General features: G+C 60.7%; 13 protein-coding genes. 8 read left to right on the forward strand and 5 right to left on the reverse strand.

Features of this window, described 5'->3' with window-relative positions:
- Positions 1 to 114: 114 nt before the first annotated feature.
- Positions 115 to 930, reverse strand: a complete 816-nt coding sequence (tcdA, locus tag HU730_RS06390; protein ID WP_034126824.1) for a tRNA cyclic N6-threonylcarbamoyladenosine(37) synthase TcdA — start codon at positions 928 to 930, stop codon at positions 115 to 117.
- A 211-nt stretch (positions 931 to 1141) separates the two neighbouring features.
- On the opposite strand from tcdA, the gene HU730_RS06395 reads away from it, so the two are divergent.
- From HU730_RS06395 to HU730_RS06410, 4 genes are all read left to right on the forward strand, one after another.
- Entirely contained in the window at positions 1142 to 3733 is a 2592-nt protein-coding gene (locus HU730_RS06395; protein ID WP_034126823.1) for a glycosyltransferase, read from the forward strand.
- Positions 3734 to 3957: 224 nt separating this feature from the next.
- On the forward strand, positions 3958 to 5109 hold the full coding sequence (dapE, locus tag HU730_RS06400; protein ID WP_186526511.1) for a succinyl-diaminopimelate desuccinylase: 1152 nt from the start codon (positions 3958 to 3960) through the stop codon (positions 5107 to 5109).
- A complete protein-coding gene (locus HU730_RS06405; RefSeq protein WP_034126821.1) occupies positions 5109 to 5918 on the forward strand; it encodes a putative RNA methyltransferase in 810 nt (269 codons plus the stop codon). The genes dapE and HU730_RS06405 overlap by 1 nt, the downstream gene beginning before the upstream one ends.
- A 54-nt stretch (positions 5919 to 5972) precedes the next feature.
- A complete protein-coding gene (locus tag HU730_RS06410) occupies positions 5973 to 6350 on the forward strand; it encodes a hypothetical protein (RefSeq protein WP_034126820.1) in 378 nt (125 codons plus the stop codon).
- Between the two features lie 119 nt (positions 6351 to 6469).
- On the opposite strand, the gene HU730_RS06415 is transcribed toward HU730_RS06410, so the two are convergent.
- Positions 6470 to 6679 (reverse strand): cold-shock protein, encoded by a 210-nt coding sequence (locus HU730_RS06415; protein ID WP_034126819.1) that lies wholly within the window; start codon positions 6677 to 6679, stop codon positions 6470 to 6472.
- Between the two features lie 180 nt (positions 6680 to 6859).
- Here HU730_RS06415 and plsB point away from each other — a divergent pair, with 180 nt between their 5' ends.
- Genes plsB through HU730_RS06430 form a run of 3 tightly spaced genes read left to right on the forward strand, consistent with a single transcriptional unit; the run spans position 6860 to position 10549 of the window.
- Complete coding sequence (gene plsB, locus HU730_RS06420) at positions 6860 to 9379, forward strand: glycerol-3-phosphate 1-O-acyltransferase PlsB (protein WP_186526510.1); 2520 nt, start codon at positions 6860 to 6862, stop codon at positions 9377 to 9379.
- 51 nt (positions 9380 to 9430) lie between these two features.
- A complete protein-coding gene (locus tag HU730_RS06425) occupies positions 9431 to 9832 on the forward strand; it encodes a YbaY family lipoprotein (protein ID WP_014717218.1) in 402 nt (133 codons plus the stop codon).
- Positions 9833 to 9859: 27 nt separating this feature from the next.
- Positions 9860 to 10549: a DUF4197 domain-containing protein gene (locus HU730_RS06430; protein WP_186526509.1), complete on the forward strand. Its 690-nt coding sequence runs from the start codon at positions 9860 to 9862 to the stop codon at positions 10547 to 10549.
- 615 nt (positions 10550 to 11164) lie between these two features.
- Here HU730_RS06430 and HU730_RS06440 read toward each other — a convergent pair.
- Complete coding sequence (locus HU730_RS06440) at positions 11165 to 14230, reverse strand: efflux RND transporter permease subunit (RefSeq protein WP_034126817.1); 3066 nt, start codon at positions 14228 to 14230, stop codon at positions 11165 to 11167.
- Positions 14231 to 14235: 5 nt separating this feature from the next.
- A complete protein-coding gene (locus tag HU730_RS06445) occupies positions 14236 to 15336 on the reverse strand; it encodes an efflux RND transporter periplasmic adaptor subunit (protein WP_186526507.1) in 1101 nt (366 codons plus the stop codon).
- A gap of 93 nt (positions 15337 to 15429) precedes the next feature.
- Here HU730_RS06445 and HU730_RS06450 point away from each other — a divergent pair, with 93 nt between their 5' ends.
- Positions 15430 to 16086: a TetR/AcrR family transcriptional regulator gene (locus HU730_RS06450; protein WP_186526506.1), complete on the forward strand. Its 657-nt coding sequence runs from the start codon at positions 15430 to 15432 to the stop codon at positions 16084 to 16086.
- Positions 16087 to 16658: 572 nt separating this feature from the next.
- Here the strand turns inward: HU730_RS06450 and HU730_RS06455 are convergent.
- On the reverse strand, positions 16659 to 17441 hold the full coding sequence (locus HU730_RS06455; RefSeq protein ID WP_186526505.1) for a class I SAM-dependent methyltransferase: 783 nt from the start codon (positions 17439 to 17441) through the stop codon (positions 16659 to 16661).
- Positions 17442 to 17497 lie beyond the last annotated feature (56 nt).

Consider the following 17497-nt stretch of genomic DNA (forward strand, 5'->3'; position numbering starts at 1 on the left):
GGGAGCTGGCTTGCCTGCGATAGCGGCGAATCAGTCAGTATTTTCAGTGGCTGACACACCGCTATCGCAGGCAGGCCAGCTCCCACAATCTGGATCTATGTTCGGCAATGAGATTTAGCTGGGTTTGATGCGCTCCGACGGCCTGCGCACTCCCGCCACAATCTTGTCCACCGCCTTGGTCGCCGCCACCATGCCGAACGTGGCGGTGACCATCATCACCGCGCCAAACCCTCCCGCGCAGTCAAGCTTGACCCCGTCGCCGACAAAACTCTTCTGCAAACAGATACTGCCATCGGGTTTGGGATAGCGCAGTTGTTCGGTGGAAAACACGCAGGGCACGCTGTAATGACGGGTCACCGTGCGCGAGAAGCCATAATCGCGGCGCAAGGTAGAGCGTACTTTCGACGCCAGCGGATCATTGAAGGTGCGGTTCAGGTCGCACACCTGGATCAGCGTGGGGTCAATCTGCCCGCCGGCACCGCCAGTAGTGATGATCTGGATCTTGCGACGCTTGCACCAGGCAATCAGCGCCGCCTTGGCGTTGACCGCGTCGATGCAGTCGATCACGCAGTCGATAGTCGGGGTGATGTACTCGGCCATGGTGTCGCGGGTGACGAAGTCTGCCACCGCGTGCACGGTGCACTCAGGATTAATACCGCGCAAACGCTCAGCCATCACTTCGACCTTGGGCTTGCCCACGGTGCTGTCCAAGGCATGCAACTGGCGGTTGCTGTTGCTGACGCAGACATCGTCCAGGTCAAACAGCGAAATCTCGCCCACCCCGCAGCGGGCAATCGCTTCCGCCGCCCAGGAACCCACGCCGCCGACGCCGACAATCGCCACATGGGCCGCTTTCAAGCGCTCCAGGCCCTCAAGCCCGTACAAGCGGGCGACGCCTGCAAACCGCGGATCTTCTGTACTCATCATCATTACCCCAAAAACCGGCGCGCATTATAGGGCTACGGAGCGGCAAGTTTTAAGCTACAAGTTACAAGTGAAGAACTTAGATGGAGTTTCGCAGACTAACGTCCGGCTTTTCTCTGTCTGCTGTACGCTCAGGGAAGCGCCAGTGTAGGATGCGCGCCGTTCGGCGCAGGCCGACACCTCTTTCGTTCCGCACCCTTTGGAACCCGACATAACCATGGCATCGCGTAAATTTGGACTCAACCTGGTGGTGGTGCTGGCAATTGCCGCGCTGTTCACCGGTTTCTGGGCGCTGATCAACCGCCCGGTCACCGCTCCCAACTGGCCCGATCAGATCTCCGGTTTTTCCTACTCGCCGTTCCAGCAAGGCCAGTACCCGCAGAAAGGCCAGTACCCTACCGACGAACAGATGCGTCAGGACCTTGCGATCATGAGCAAGCTGACGGACAACATCCGTACCTACTCGGTGGACGGCCCCCTGGGGGATATACCCAAGCTGGCCGAAGAGTTTGGCCTGCGCGTGACCCTGGGGATCTGGATCAGCCCGGACCTTGAGCGTAACGAGCGGGAGATCCAGCGCGCTATCGAGATCGCCAACACCTCGCGCAGCGTCGTGCGCGTAGTGGTGGGCAACGAAGCGTTGTTCCGTGAAGAAATCACCCCCGAAGCCCTGATCGTGCTGCTCGACCGCGTGCGCGCCGCCGTGAAAGTCCCGGTGACCACCTCCGAGCAATGGCACATCTGGGAAAAGAACCCGCAACTGGCCAAGCACGTCGACCTGATCGCCGCGCACATCCTGCCGTTCTGGGAATACATCCCAATGGACAAGGCCGGCCAGTACGTTCTCGACCGCGCCAAGGACCTGAAGAAAGCCTTCCCGAAAAAGCCACTGCTGCTATCGGAAGTGGGCTGGCCGAGCAACGGCCGTATGCGCGGTGGCAATGAGTCGTCGCCGGCCGACCAGGCGATTTACCTGCGTACGCTGGTCAACAAGCTCAACCGCCAGGGTTACAACTACTTTGTGATCGAGGCCTTCGACCAGCCGTGGAAGGTCAGCGACGAAGGGTCGGCGGGTGCGTATTGGGGTGTATTCAATGCCGCGCGCCAGCAGAAATTCAATTTTGACGGCCCGGTGGTGGCGATTCCGCAATGGCGGGTACTGGCCATCGGTTCGGTGGTGCTTGCGCTGCTGTCCCTGACCCTGTTGATGATCGACGGCTCGGCCCTGCGCCAGCGGGGCCGTACCTTCCTGACCTTCATTGCGTTCCTGTGCGGGTCGGTGCTGGTCTGGATCGGCTACGACTACAGCCAGCAATACAGCACCTGGTTCAGCGTGACGGTCGGGGTGTTGCTGGCACTCGGCGCCCTGGGCGTGTTCATTGTGTTGCTGACCGAAGCCCACGAACTGGCGGAAGCGGTGTGGACCCACAAGCGTCGGCGTGAATTCCTGCCCGTGGAAGGCGACTCGGACTACCGCCCTAAAGTATCGATCCACGTGCCGTGCTACAACGAGCCACCGGAAATGGTCAAGCAGACCCTCGATGCCCTGGCCGCCCTCGACTATCCGGACTACGAAGTCCTGATCATCGACAACAACACCAAGGACCCGGCGGTGTGGGAGCCGGTGCGCGACTACTGCGAAACCCTCGGCCCGCGCTTCAAGTTCTTCCACGTCGCGCCCCTGGCCGGTTTCAAGGGCGGCGCGCTGAACTACCTGATCCCGCACACCGCCAAGGATGCCGAAGTGATCGCAGTGATCGACTCGGACTACTGCGTATCGCCGAACTGGCTCAAGCACATGGTGCCGCACTTCGCCGACCCGAAAATCGCCGTGGTGCAGTCGCCCCAGGATTACCGCGACCAGAACGAAAGCACCTTCAAGAAGCTCTGCTACGCCGAATACAAGGGCTTCTTCCATATCGGCATGGTCACCCGTAACGACCGTGACGCGATCATCCAGCACGGCACCATGACCATGACCCGTCGCTCGGTGCTTGAAGAGCTGGGCTGGGCCGACTGGTGCATCTGTGAAGACGCCGAACTGGGCCTTCGCGTATTCGAAAAAGGCCTGTCCGCGGCGTACTACCACGACAGCTACGGCAAGGGTTTGATGCCGGATACCTTTATAGACTTCAAGAAACAGCGTTTCCGCTGGGCCTATGGCGCGATCCAGATCATCAAGCGCCACACCGCCAGCCTGTTGCGCGGCAAAGACACCGAACTGACCCGTGGCCAGCGCTACCACTTCCTTGCGGGCTGGTTGCCGTGGGTGGCCGATGGCATGAACATCTTCTTTACCGTCGGCGCCCTGTTGTGGTCTGCGGCGATGATCATCGTGCCGACTCGGGTCGACCCGCCATTGCTGATTTTCGCAATCCCGCCGTTGGCGTTGTTTGTGTTCAAAGTCGGCAAGATCATCTTCCTCTATCGTCGTGCGGTAGGTGTGAACTTGAAAGATGCGTTCTGCGCGGCGCTGGCCGGGTTGGCGCTGTCTCATACCATCGCCAAGGCGGTGTTGTACGGCTTCTTCACCAGCAGCATTCCGTTCTTTCGTACACCGAAAAACGCGGATAACCACGGCTTCTGGGTGGCGATTTCCGAAGCCCGCGAAGAAATGTTCATCATGCTGCTGCTATGGGGCGCGGCGCTGGGGATCTACCTGGTGCAAGGCCTGCCGAGCAATGACATTCGCTTCTGGGTGGTGATGTTGCTGGTACAGTCGCTGCCGTACGTGGCGGCGCTGATCATGGCGTTCTTGTCGTCGCTGCCCAAACCTTCGACGGCGCCTGAGGCTGCGCCGGCGGCGTAAAAAGTCACGCGATGCACTAAACGGCGGCCCTTGGCCGCCGTTTTGCTATAAGATAACGGCCCTTTTGCGTGCCTTACACCCATCACTGTAGGAGCGAGCTTGCTCGCGAAAATCGTTAACGATAACGCGGGCATCCTGAATGCACGCGGTGCCCTTGAGTTTTTCGCGAGCGAGCTCGCTCCTACAGTTAGAACGTCGCCGCCTCGATTTCCGGAGTTCCCCCCATGACGGCCCATGCCGACCTTTCGCCGACCCTTCAACTTGCCATCGACCTGATCCGTCGCCCGTCGGTCACACCGATCGATGCCGATTGCCAGAAGCTGATGATGCAGCGCCTGGGCGACGCCGGTTTTGCGCTTGAACCGATGCGCATCGAAGATGTGGACAACTTCTGGGCCATCCACGGCAAGCACGAAGGCCCGGTGCTGTGTTTTGCCGGTCACACCGACGTGGTGCCGACCGGCCCGGTACAGGCCTGGCAGAACGACCCGTTCGACGCGTTGATCGATGACAACGGCATGCTCTGCGGCCGTGGGGCGGCGGACATGAAAGGCAGCCTGGCGGCGATGCTGGTGGCGGCGGAACGTTTCGTCAGCGACTACCCGGACCACAAGGGTTCGGTCGCCTTCCTGATCACCAGCGACGAAGAAGGCCCGGCGCACCACGGCACCAAGGCCGTGATCGAACGCCTGGCCGCACGCAACGAGCGCCTGGACTGGTGCATCGTCGGCGAACCGTCGAGCACCAGCCTGGTGGGCGACGTGGTCAAGAACGGCCGCCGAGGCTCCCTTGGCGCCACCTTGACCGTGCGCGGTGTACAGGGCCATGTGGCTTACCCGCATCTGGCAAAGAACCCGATCCACCTGGCCGCACCGGCCCTGGCCGAACTCGCTGCCGAGCATTGGGATGACGGCAACGCGTTCTTCCCGCCAACCAGTTTCCAGATTTCCAACCTCAACTCCGGTACTGGCGCCACCAACGTGATCCCGGGTGACCTGACGGCGGTGTTCAACTTCCGTTTTTCCACCGAATCCACCGTCGAGGGCCTGCAACAACGCGTCGCGGCCATTCTCGACAAACATGGCCTGGACTGGCACGTGGAGTGGGCGCTGTCGGGCCTGCCGTTCCTCACCGAGCCAGGCGCTCTGTTGGATGCAGTGTCGGCCAGCATCCTGGCGATCACCGGGCGCGAGACCCAGGCGTCCACCAGTGGCGGCACCTCCGATGGGCGCTTCATTGCAACGTTGGGCACCCAGGTGGTCGAACTGGGCCCGGTGAACGCGACGATCCACCAGGTCAATGAACGCATCCTGGCCAGCGACCTCGACGTGCTGACCGAAATCTACTACCAGACCCTGATCAAGTTGCTCGCCTGATGCTTGCCTGCCCCATTTGCAGTGCACCGCTCAATACCGTGGACAATGGCGTGGCGTGCCCGGCCGGGCACCGCTTCGACCGCGCGCGCCAGGGTTATTTGAACCTGTTGCCGGTGCAGCACAAGAACAGCCGCGACCCAGGCGACAACCTGGCCATGGTCGAGGCGCGCCGCGACTTCCTCAACGCTGGCCACTATGCGCCAGTGGCCAAGCGCCTGGCCGAACTGGCCGTCGAGCGTGCACCGCAGCGCTGGGTCGACATTGGGTGTGGCGAGGGTTACTACACCGCGCAAATTGCCCAGGCCCTACCCCACGCCGATGGCTATGCCCTGGATATCTCCAAGGAAGCGGTCAAGCGCGCGTGCAAACGCAACCCGGCGCTGACCTGGTTGATCGCCAGCATGGCCCGCGTGCCATTGGCCGATGCCAGCTGCCAGTTCCTCGCCAGCGTGTTCAGCCCGTTGGACTGGCAAGAGGCCAAGCGCCTGCTCAGTCCCGGCGGCGGTTTGATGAAGGTCGGCCCGACCAGCGGCCACTTGATGGAACTGCGCGAGCGTCTTTACGACGAGGTACGCGAGTACACCGACGACAAACACCTGGCCCTGGTGCCGGACGGTATGAGCCTTGCTCACAGTGAAACCCTGGAATTCACCCTGAGCCTGGCCGAAGCCCAGGACCGCGCCAACCTGCTGGCGATGACGCCCCACGGCTGGCGGGCCAGTGCCGAGCGCCGCCACGAGGTGATCGAGGCGGCCGAGCCGCTGCAGGTCACGGTGTCGATGCGTTACGATTATTTCGTGCTTCAATGACTGACGTTCACCCATCCGCGAATGGATTTTCGAATCCCGCAACGAGGAACATCCATGCGCCAACCCGATATTGAGATTTACCTGAAGGACGCCGACGTCGATCACAAGGCCATCGCTGCCTGGCTGGGCGCCGCACTCGGCCCGTGTACCGACTGGGTCCAGAAAGGCCAGACCTACAAGTGCAAGGCCGGCAGCGTGCCGGTGACCTGGCTGCCCAAGGCGGTGGGCAAATGGAACAGCCTGTACCTGGAAAGCGACCAGACCCCATGGGACGACGACATTGCCTGCGCCCGCGCCGCGTTTGCCGCGCTGAACGTCGAAGTGCGTTGCGCGCCGGGCACCTGGGTTGAGGAAGAAGGTGAGGAAAGTGCCGACACCTGGATTCGCATCAGCGAAGACGGTGAAGAACAGATCACCTGGAAGACCGCCTGAAGATCGTTCCCACGCTCTGCGTGGGAAAGTAGCCTGGGACGCTCTGCGTCCCAAAGCGTGACGCGGAGCGTCACAAGAGGCGTTCCCACGCAGAGCGTGGGAACGATCAAACAACGTTGCTACAGGCCCACCACATCCTCCGCCTGCAAGCCCTTCTCGCCCGTCACCACGGCGTACTCCACCTGCTGGCCCTCGGCCAACGAACGGTGGCCCTCACCGCGAATAGCGCGATAATGCACAAACACATCCTTGCCATCCTCACGCTGGATAAAGCCGTAGCCCTTTGCATCGTTGAACCACTTCACATTCCCGGTTTCGCGCGTTGACATCTGTTCACTCCCACTGGTTTTTTATTGTTGAGTCGCTCGCATTGAACTGCCGAGTATAAGACAGGCTCAAAAACCATCAACTCAACTTTACATCGCTGCTTTTTTGCCGATTTTCGGCGAATACGGCACACTACCCGCCCGAGCGCCTGCTCGGTTTTTTCCACTTGAAGCAGCTCGCCTATGACCCGCTCCCCGTTCCGCCGTCTGGTGTTCGGCACCTTGCGCCGACTGTTGTACCTCTGGGTTCGCTCAGAGACGATCAACCAGTCGTCCCTAACCCTCAACCTGGACCGCAGCCGGCCGGTTTTCTACGTCCTGCAATCACCCTCCCTGACCGAGTTGGCGGTGGTCGATGCCGAGTGCACCAAGGCTGGCCTGCCACGTCCGGTGCTGCCGGTGTCGGTGGGGCCGTTGATGGAGCCTGCGGCGTTCTTCTACCTCACGCCGGATCCGGATTGGCTCGGCCGCCAGGACAAGCGCGGTGCGCCGCCCACCCTGACGCGCTTGGTCAACACCCTCACCGAACACGCCGAAGAGAATGCACAAATCATTCCGGTCAGTGTGTTCTGGGGCCAATCCCCCGAAAGCGAGTCCAGCCCGTGGAAGCTGTTGTTCGCCGACAGCTGGGCGGTCACCGGGCGTCTACGCCGGTTGTTGAGCATCCTGATCCTGGGGCGCAAGACTCGCGTGCAATTCTCCGCGCCTATCAACCTGCGTGAATTGATCGAGCACAATAAAGGTCACGAACGCACCGTACGCATGGCCCAGCGCATCCTGCGTGTGCACTTCCGTAACCTGAAGACGGCAGTGATCGGCCCCGACCTGTCCCACCGGCGTAATCTGGTCAAGGGCCTGGTCAATATGCCGCTGGTACGCCAAGCCATTGCGGATGAAGCCGAACGCGAAAAGATCGCCCCGCAAAAAGCCAAGGCCCTGGCCCTGCGCTATGGCAACGAGATTGCCTCGGATTACACCTACACCGCGATCCGCTTCCTGGAAGTGGTATTGAGCTGGTTCTGGAACAAGATCTACGACGGTATCAAGGTCAATAACATCGAGGGCGTGCAAAAGGTGGCCCAAGGCTACGAGGTGATCTACGTGCCTTGCCACCGCAGCCACATCGACTATCTGCTGCTGTCCTACCTGCTGTTCAAGAACGGCCTGACCCCGCCGCACATCGCCGCCGGCATCAACCTCAACATGCCGGTGATCGGCAGCCTGCTGCGCCGTGGCGGTGCGTTTTTCATGCGCCGCACCTTCAAGGGCAACCCTTTGTACACCTCGGTGTTCAACGAATACCTGCACACCCTGTTTACCAAGGGTTTCCCGGTGGAATACTTCGTCGAAGGCGGGCGCTCGCGCACCGGGCGCATGCTGCAACCGAAAACCGGCATGCTGGCGATCACCTTGCGCAGCTTCCTGCGTTCCTCGCGCATGCCCATCGTGTTCGTGCCGGTGTATATCGGCTATGAGCGCGTGCTCGAAGGCCGCACTTACCTGGGCGAACTGCGTGGCGCGAGCAAGAAGAAAGAGTCGATCTTCGATATTTTCAAAGTGGTCGGCGCGCTCAAGCAGCGCTTCGGCCAAGTGGCGGTCAACTTCGGTGAGCCGATCAAGCTGGCGGAGTTCCTCGACGCCGAGCAACCGGACTGGCGCGCCCAGGAACTGGGGCCGAACTACAAACCGGCGTGGCTCAACGAGACCACCAATCGCCTCGGCGAACAGGTGGCGCGCCACTTGAACGAAGCCGCTGCGGTGAACCCGGTGAACCTGGTGGCGCTGGCGCTACTGTCCACCACTCGCCTGGCGCTGGATGAACAGGCCATGGCCCGCCAACTGGACCTGTACCTGGCGTTGTTGCGTCGTGTGCCCTACTCGCCCCATACCACTTTGCCGGAGGGCGATGGCCTGGCGCTGATCAAGCACGTCAAGGACATGAACTTGTTGTCCGAACAGAGCGACGCCCTGGGCAAAATCGTTTATCTGGATGAGCAGAATGCCGTCCTGATGACCTACTACCGCAACAATGTGCTGCACATCTTCGCCCTGCCAGCGTTGCTGGCGAGCTTCTTCCAGAGCAGTTCGCGCATGACCCGCGAACAGATCCTGCGCTACACCCACGCGCTCTACCCGTACCTGCAATCGGAGCTGTTTATCCGTTGGTCGCTGGAGGATCTGGACAGCGTGGTCGACCAGTGGCTGGACGCGTTTGTCGAACAAGGCCTGCTGCGTTTCGAAAACGCCGTATACCTGCGCCCGGCGCCGAGTTCGCGGCACTTTGTGCTGCTGACGCTGCTGTCCAAGAGCATCGCCCAGACCCTGCAACGTTTCTACATGGCGATCTCGTTACTGCTCAACAGCGGCCAGAACAGCATCAGCGCCGAAGAGCTGGAAGACCTGTGCACGATCATGGCCCAGCGCCTGTCGATCCTGCACGGCCTCAATGCCCCGGAATTCTTCGACAAGAGTCTTTTCCGACATTTTATCCAGACGTTGCTGGAGCAAGATGTGCTGCGCCGCGATGAAGCCGGCAAGCTGGGCTATCACGACCTGCTCGGCGAACTGGCCGAAGGCGCCGCCAAACGCGTACTGCCGGCGGATATTCGCCTGTCGATCCGCCAAGTTGCCTTGCACCGCGTGGACGGCGCAGCCGAGGCTGCGGCCGAACCGGTTGCCGTCAATCCTGAAGCACAGCGCTAGACTGATTGAGGCGCCGGGCGGATTCCGGCGCCGTTGAAAAGGAGCCGCACCTTGAAAAAACTCATCCTCCTGGGCCTGACCGCCCTGCTCGGAGCCTGCCACTCGATGACCCCAACCCCGAAGGCCAGCCTCGACGGCGAAGTGTTCTACCTGCAACGCATCGCCCTGCCGCCAGCCGCCACCTTGAGTGTCAGCCTGCAGGACGTGTCCCTGATGGACGCCCCGGCCGTGACCCTCGCCGAACAGAAAGGGCCGGTCAAAGGCCAGGTGCCGCTGCCGTTTCACCTGAGCTATGACCCGGCCCAGGTTAAGCCAGGCCACACATACTCGGTCAGCGCTCGCATCGAGCTGGACGGCAAGCTACTGTTTATCACCACCGAGCGGCACACCGTGCAGCTCAACGGCCAGGACCCACAACCGCTGCGCCTGCGCGTGGATGCGGCTGCACACTGATCATTCCCACTTCATAAGGAAGCGCCCATGCTCCGCAAATCTCTTCGCCTCACCGCCCTGTGTGCTGGCTTGCTATTCGGCGCCAACGCCATGGCCCTGGATCTCGGCAGCCTGTCCCAGGGCGACGCCAGCGGCGGCCTCAAGGATGCCTTGACCCAAGGTGCACAGATTGCTGTGAAACAGCTCGGGACGCCCGGTGGTTTCAGCAACAACCCGGACGTGAAGATCGACCTGCCGGGCAAACTCGGCAAAGTCGCCGACAAGTTGAAAATGTTCGGCATGGGTGACCAGGTCACGCAGCTGGAAACCAGCATGAACAAGGCGGCGGAAACCGCCGTGACCCAGGCCCAGCCGATCCTGGTCAACGCTGTGAAGAACATGAGCGTGACCGACGCCAAGGGCATTCTCAGCGGTGGCCAGGACTCCGCCACCCAGTACCTGAACAAAAGCAGCCGTGAAGAGATTCGCGCCAAGTTCCTGCCTATCGTCAAGGCCGCCACCGACAAAGTCGGCGTGGCCCAGCAGTACAACGCCCTCGCCGGCAAGGCCGCGGCCTTTGGCGCGGTGGACGCCAAGAGCGCCAACGTTGAGAACTACGTGACCGAGCAGGCCCTGGATGGTTTGTTCAAGATGATTGCGCAGCAGGAAGAAACGATTCGCAAGAATCCAGCGGCTGCGGCTACCAGCTTGGCCAAGAAGGTGTTTGGCGCGCTGTAAAACCTGCCGATCTGCCCTGCCCCCCACAAGCGCCTCGTATTCTCGAGGCGTTTGCGCAAAAAAGAGCCTCAAAGTCAGTAATTTATGGCCGCCTTCATGACAATCGTCAGCTCAACGGTTTTTATGTAGCAACACTTCGGAGGGGGCTCGGGATTGCACTCTTCAGGAGGTTTGGGCATGCAATACTCAGGGGGTTTGGGTTTGCATTCCTCAGGAGGCTTGGGTCTGCATTCCTCAGGAGGGTTGGGTCTGAAACTCTCAAGGGGCTTGGGTTTGCAATACCCAGGGCGCTTGGGCTTACAACGTTCAGGAGGGCTGGGTTTACACTTTTCAGGAGGTTTTGGCCTGCTGGGCGGACGCAGAAAAGCCTTCAAACTAGCTATACACATGGCGAACTCCTTAAATTCATTCCAATCACTACTGTTTCTGCCGACGAGCAAGAGCAGTAGGTACCTGCCAACCAGGTAACATTGAGTGGCAATCAATAAGGAAAGGTTCCTAGGCCCGTGTAGTGAGCTTCCTATCTCTCACATAGGAAAATTGCTCATTCTGCCGCATGCCCACGGTGACGGGGCGCGTACTCTCTACGCCCCGACAACCGAGATGACAGCCTGATTATCCAGCGTCCTTTTTGACGCGAAACCACGCAGCATAAAGCGCCGGGAGAAAGAGCAAGGTCAATGCCGTAGCCACGATCAACCCTCCCATGATCGCCACGGCCATCGGCCCGAAGAACACACTGCGCGACAGTGGAATCATCGCCAGCACCGCCGCCAGTGCCGTCAGAACAATCGGGCGAAAGCGTCGGACCGTAGCTTCGATAATCGCCTGCCAAGGTGCCAGGCCGGCCTTGATGTCTTGCTCGATCTGGTCCACCAAAATCACCGAGTTACGCATGATCATTCCCGACAGCGCGATGGTGCCAAGCATGGCGACGAAGCCGAAGGGTTGGTGGAATACCAGCAGGAACAGGGTCACGCCGATCAGCCCCAACGGTGCGGTGAGAAAGACCATCGCCGTGCGCGAAAAGCTGCGCAGTTGCAGCATCAGCAAGGTCAGCACCACCACGATAAACAGCGGTACGCCGGCCTTCACCGAGTTTTGCCCACGCGCTGAATCTTCAACCGTGCCGCCCACTTCCAGCAAGTAGCCGTCCGGCAGTTCGGCACGTACATCGGCGAGCGTCGGCAAGATCTGCTGCACGAGGGTCGCCGGCTGTTCCTTGCCATAGATATCGGCCCGCACAGTCACCGTGGGCAAGCGGTTGCGATGCCAGATGATGCCCTCTTCGAAGCCATATTCGAGGGTGGCAATTTGCGACAGCGCCACGCTTTTACCATTGTCGGTGGGCACGGCAAGGCTCGGCAGGCGCGACAGTTCGCTACGCTCATGCACCGTGCCGCGCAGGAGGATCTCGATCAATTCGTTGTCCTCACGGTACTGGCTGACGCTGGAGCCGGTCAGGGAACTCTGCAGGAATTTCGCCAGGTTGGCGGTGCTCACGCCGAGGGCGCGGGCACGGTCCTGGTCGATATTCAGGTACACGATTTTGCTTGGCTCTTCCCAGTCCAAGTGCACATTGACCACATGGGTATTTTCGCGAACCTTCGCCGCCACTTTGCGCGCCAGCGCGCGCACCTCTTCGATGTGCTCGCCGGTCACGCGAAACTGCACCGGGTAGCCTACGGGCGGGCCGTTCTCCAGCCGTGTGACACGCGAACGCAGTTCGGGAAATTGCTCGTTGAGGGTTTCGATCAGCCAGGTGCGCAGGCTTTCTCGCTCCTCGATGGTGTTAGCCAGCACCACAAACTGGGCGAAGCTGGCAGCGGGCAATTGCTGGTCCAGTGGCAGGTAAAACCGCGGCGAACCGGTGCCCGCGTAGGCGACATAGTTGTTGATGCCGGCATGCTCCTTGAGCAACGCCTCCAGGCGTTTGACCTGTTCGGCGGTGTTGCTGAGCGAAGCGCCCTCGGCCAGTTTCAGGTCGACCATCAACTCCAGGCGACCGGAAGCCGGGAAGAACTGTTGCGGCACGAAGCGGAACAGTGCAACCGAGCCGATAAACAGCAGCAAGGTCAGCACGATCACGGTTTTACGCCGTTGCACGCACCACTCCACCAGACGTCTTACACGCTGGTAGAAGGGTGTGCCGTAAGGGTCCGGGCCGTCGGTACCGTGTTTGGCGGCGTGAATCTTCGCCAGGTCGGGCAGGAGTTTTTCCCCCAGGTACGGCACAAACACCACGGCTGCCACCCAGGAGGCCAGCAGTGCGATGGTCACCACCTGGAAGATCGAGCGGGTGTATTCCCCGGTGCTCGATTGCGCGGTGGCAATCGGCAAGAAGCCCGCCGCCGTGATCAGGGTGCCGGTGAGCATAGGGAACGCGGTACTGGTCCAGGCGAAACTCGCAGCCTTGAGCCGGTCGTAGCCCTGCTCCATTTTGATCGCCATCATTTCCACGGCGATGATCGCGTCATCTACCAACAAGCCCAGTGCCAGGACCAAGGCGCCAAGGGAAATCTTGTGCAGGCCGATGCCCAGGTAATACATGCTGGCAAAGGTCATCGCCAGTACCAGCGGAATCGTCAGGGCAACGACCATGCCGGTGCGCACACCGAGGGAGAAAAAGCTCACAAGCAAAACAATCGCCAACGCTTCAGCCAGTACCTGGACAAACTCGCCGACGCTGGTCTTTACCGCTGCTGGTTGGTCCGACACTTTGCGCAGCTCCATCCCTGCCGGAAGGTTCTTTTGCAGGCGTGCGAATTGCGCTTCAAGGGCCTTGCCCAATACGAGGATGTCGCCACCGTCGCGCATGGCCACGGCCAAGCCGATGGCATCTGCGCCCATGTAGCGCATGCGCGGTGCCGGTGGGTCGTTGAAACCTCGATGGATGTCAGCCACGTCACCAATGCGGAAAGTGCGATCCCCCACGCGTATCGGAAAGTTGCGGATCTCTTCCACCGTCTTGAAGTTGCCAGAAACGCGCAATTGCACGCGCTCGGTAGGGGTTTCAAAGAAGCCGGCGGTGGACACCGCATTTTGTTCCTGCAACGCCTGCTGTACCGCAGCCAAAGGCAAGCCGAGGGTAGCGAGCTTGAGGTTGGACAGCTCGATCCAGATCTTCTCGTCCTGCAAGCCGAGCAACTCGACCTTGCCCACATCCGGGACACGTTGCAGCTGGATCTGGATGCGATCGGCGTAGTCCTTGAGCACGGCATAGTCGAATCCGTCGCCGGTCAGGGCGTAGATATTGCCGAACGTGGTGCCGAACTCATCGTTGAAAAACGGCCCCTGGATATCCGGCGGCAAGGTGTGGCGGATGTCGCTGATTTTCTTGCGCACCTGATACCACAACTCGGGAATCTGCGCCGAACGCATCGAATCACGGGCAATAAAGGTGACCTGGGATTCACCGGGGCGGGAGAACGACACGATGCGTTCGTACTCACCGGTCTCCATGAGTTTTTTCTCGATTCGCTCGGTGACCTGGCGCGATACCTCCTGGGCCGTGGCCCCGGGCCAGTTGGTCTTGATCACCATGGCCTTGAAGGTAAAGGGCGGGTCTTCGCTTTGCCCCAGCTTGGTGTAGGACAAGGTTCCAACCACGGCCAGCAGGATCATCAGGAACAGTACGATCTGGCGATTACGCAACGCCCATTCGGAAAGATTGAAACCCATGGGGACTACTCCTTGGCCGCCAGATTAACCACACGGTTGGAGCGATCCACCGGGCGCACTAATTGGCCCTCATGGAGTACATGCACGCCTGCGGCAACCACCCAATCGGTGGCGGCCAATCCTTCCAGTATCGGTACCGTGTTTTCGCCAAAGGCACCCATGCGCACGGGAGTGCGTTCAAGGGTGTTGTCCGGTTGTACGCGCCAGACGTAGGACGCGCCGTTTTCGGCACTCAGGGCAGACAAGGGTACCGACAGCGCAATGACACCGTCGGCCTGGATGAAAACCCGCGCACTTTGCCCCAGTTCGGCGGGCACTTTGCCGCCGGTGAAGGCCACACGCGCCGCGAAAGTGCGGGATTTGGGGTCAGCCGCGGGAGACAGCTCACGAATGCGCCCGGCAAAACGTTGCTCTGGCTGGCTCCATAACTCCACCGACACTGGCTGGCCGACCTTGAAGCGGCCAAAGCCCTGTTCAGGCAGGCTGATCAACACTTCACGCTCGCCATCGGTGGCCAGGGTGAACACGGTCTGGCCAGCGGAAACCACTTGCCCCACTTCGACCGCACGCTTGGCGACCACCCCGTCCTGAGGCGCACGCAGCACGGCGTAGCCGGCCTGGTTGCTCGACACATCGAACTCGGCCTTGATCTGCTTGAGGCGTGCTTCACCGGCTCGGTAGAGGTTTTCGGAATTGTCGTACTGCGACCGACTGACCATCTGCCGGTCCATCAAGGTCTTATAGCGATCTCGTTCCGCACGCACCAGGCTGAGATTGGCCTCTGCAGCGGCTACTTGAGCGCGGGTCGCTTCCAGTTGCAGGCGCACGTCCTGGGGGTCGAGTTCGGCCAGCGGCTGGTTGGCCTTGACCCGCTCGCCCTCCTCCACCAGGCGCTTGCTGACTTTACCGCCGATGCGAAAGGCCAGGTCCGGCTCATAACGGGCACGCACCTCACCGGGGTAGCTGTCCATCGCCTGTGCCGAAGGCTGCGGTTGCACCACCATGGCCGGACGTACGGTGGTCTGGGCCGCTTCTTCATGGCCGCACGCGGCCAACAGGAAGACCAGGCTGACAGGCAAAGCAAGGGGCAGGAAAGCGCTGCGCATGCTGAAGGACCTTTCGCAAATAGAGCTTGGAATAATTATACTGGCCGGTATGTTATTAATACCAAACTCACCAGTCCAGTATTAAAGGTGAAAATGTCCGACAATCCTCTGAACACCGCAAGCCCCGGGCGTCCCAAGGACATGGCAAAACGCCAGGCAATCCTCGAATCGGCGAAATCGCTGTTTCTGGACAAGGGTTATGCGAACACCAGCATGGACGCCGTTGCCCTGGCGGCCGGCGTATCGAAGCTCACGGTTTACAGCCACTTCACCGACAAGGAGACGCTGTTCACCGCTGCGGTGGTGGCCAAATGTGAAGAGCAGTTGCCGGTGATGCACTTCGAGCTTCCCGAAGGCATGCCCGTCGAGACGGTGTTGCTCAACATCGCACGCGGCTTTCATCGGCTGATCAACAGCGAGGAGTCGGTAAACCTGCATCGCCTGATGATGACCACCGGCAATCAGGACGTGAAACTCTCCCAGATCTTCTTCAACGCCGGCCCCATGCGCATGCTGCAAGGCATGGAGCGCCTGCTCGGCAAGATTCACCAGGGCGGAGCCCTGAGCATCGACACACCGTTCAAAGCCGCGGAGCACTTCTTTTGCTTGCTTAAGGGCACGGCGAACTTTCGTTTGTTGTACGGGTGTGGCGGGCAATTGAGTGCGCAAGAGGCCGAGGAGCATGTGCAGGACGTGGTGAAGTTGTTTATGCGGGCCTATCGCAGCCAGGGTTTCGATACATCTGCGTAGTCGGTAGCGACCAACGGTAACCACGATGCGAAGCGAGTCGCTCTTGATCTTGATCTGCTTGTGATCTTGATCTCAAGCGCCCCGTTAAACCACGCTGGCCGAACGCAGGCTTGAATTCGTGGGTAACCCGGCAGGACGCCGGGTTAGCCGCCCCGCGCCATGGATGGCGCGTGGCGGCGGCCCACGGATTCAAGCCTGCGTTCGGGCACACCGAGCCCAAGCGAGGTGCCGAGTGGTGGGGCAAGAGCCCTTTGGTTACTTTGGGGCTCTTTTCCAAAGTGACCCGCCGTCAGGCGGAACCCTAAGTAGCCGTTACCGCAGCAATGGATATGTACACAATCCAACTGTGTCGGCTGTCAGGCCGCCTTCGCGAGCAAGCCCGCTCCCACAATTTGATTGCGGGGCGCCAGGGAGATAGGTGTCGGCTGGAAGGCCGCCATCGCAGGCAAGCCAGCTCCCACAGGTTGATCGCGGAGTGTCAGGTGGATAGGTGTCGGCTGGGAGGCCGTCATCGCAGGCAAGCCAGCTCCCACAATTGGATCTCGCCGCATCAGCAAGATGAATGCTGCCGCTTAAGCCTTGAGCGCCTTCTTGGGATAAATATCGTAGCGGCTGGACTTGCCATCCAGCGCATGGCTTGGCTTCGGCCCCTCAATACAGGGTGCCTTGCGCGGCCGCTTGACCACCACCCGATGGCTGGCCAAAGCCAGAGCGGCCGCAAGCAACGCCGGTGCATCCGGGTCATCGCCCACCAACGGCCGGAACAGGCGCATTTCCTTCTTCACCAGGGCAGTTTTCTCACGGTGCGGAAACATTGGGTCCAGGTAGATCACCTGAGGCGGCTCGCCCTGCCAATTGAGCATCACGTCAATGGAGTTGCCCTTGAGCAGCTTCATGCGCGCCACAATCGGCGCCACGTCAAAATCTTCGGCAGCGCGTGCCAGGCCATCTTCGAGCAAGGCGCCGATCAACGGCTGGCGCTCGATCAGGCTCATCTCACACCCGAGGCTGGCCAGCACGAACGCGTCCTTGCCCAAGCCAGCCGTGGCATCCAGCACTCGCGGGCGCACGCCCTGGGCGATGCCCACCGCCTTGGCGATCATCTGCCCGCTGCCACCACCATACAATCGCCGATGCGCCGCGCCGCCTTCGACAAAGTCGACCCGCACCGGCCCTGGCGCATCAGGCCCAAGCTGTTGCAACTGCAAGCCGTGCTCCCCCACTTGCAGGGAAAAATCCGCATCGGCCACCTGCAGAGGCAACCCCAGCAGCGAAGCCCACTGTTCAGCGCGGGCCTGGAAGCTGTCAGCCAAGGCTTGGACCTGGATGCGGCTGGCCGCTGGTTGTTCGTTCATCAATCGCCACGCTCAAAAATATTAAGGATCGGCAAACAACGGCCGATAAAAATCAC

The sequence above is a fragment of the Pseudomonas sp. SWRI22 genome, from assembly GCF_014268395.2.
Taxonomy (GTDB): domain Bacteria; phylum Pseudomonadota; class Gammaproteobacteria; order Pseudomonadales; family Pseudomonadaceae; genus Aquipseudomonas; species Aquipseudomonas paracarnis.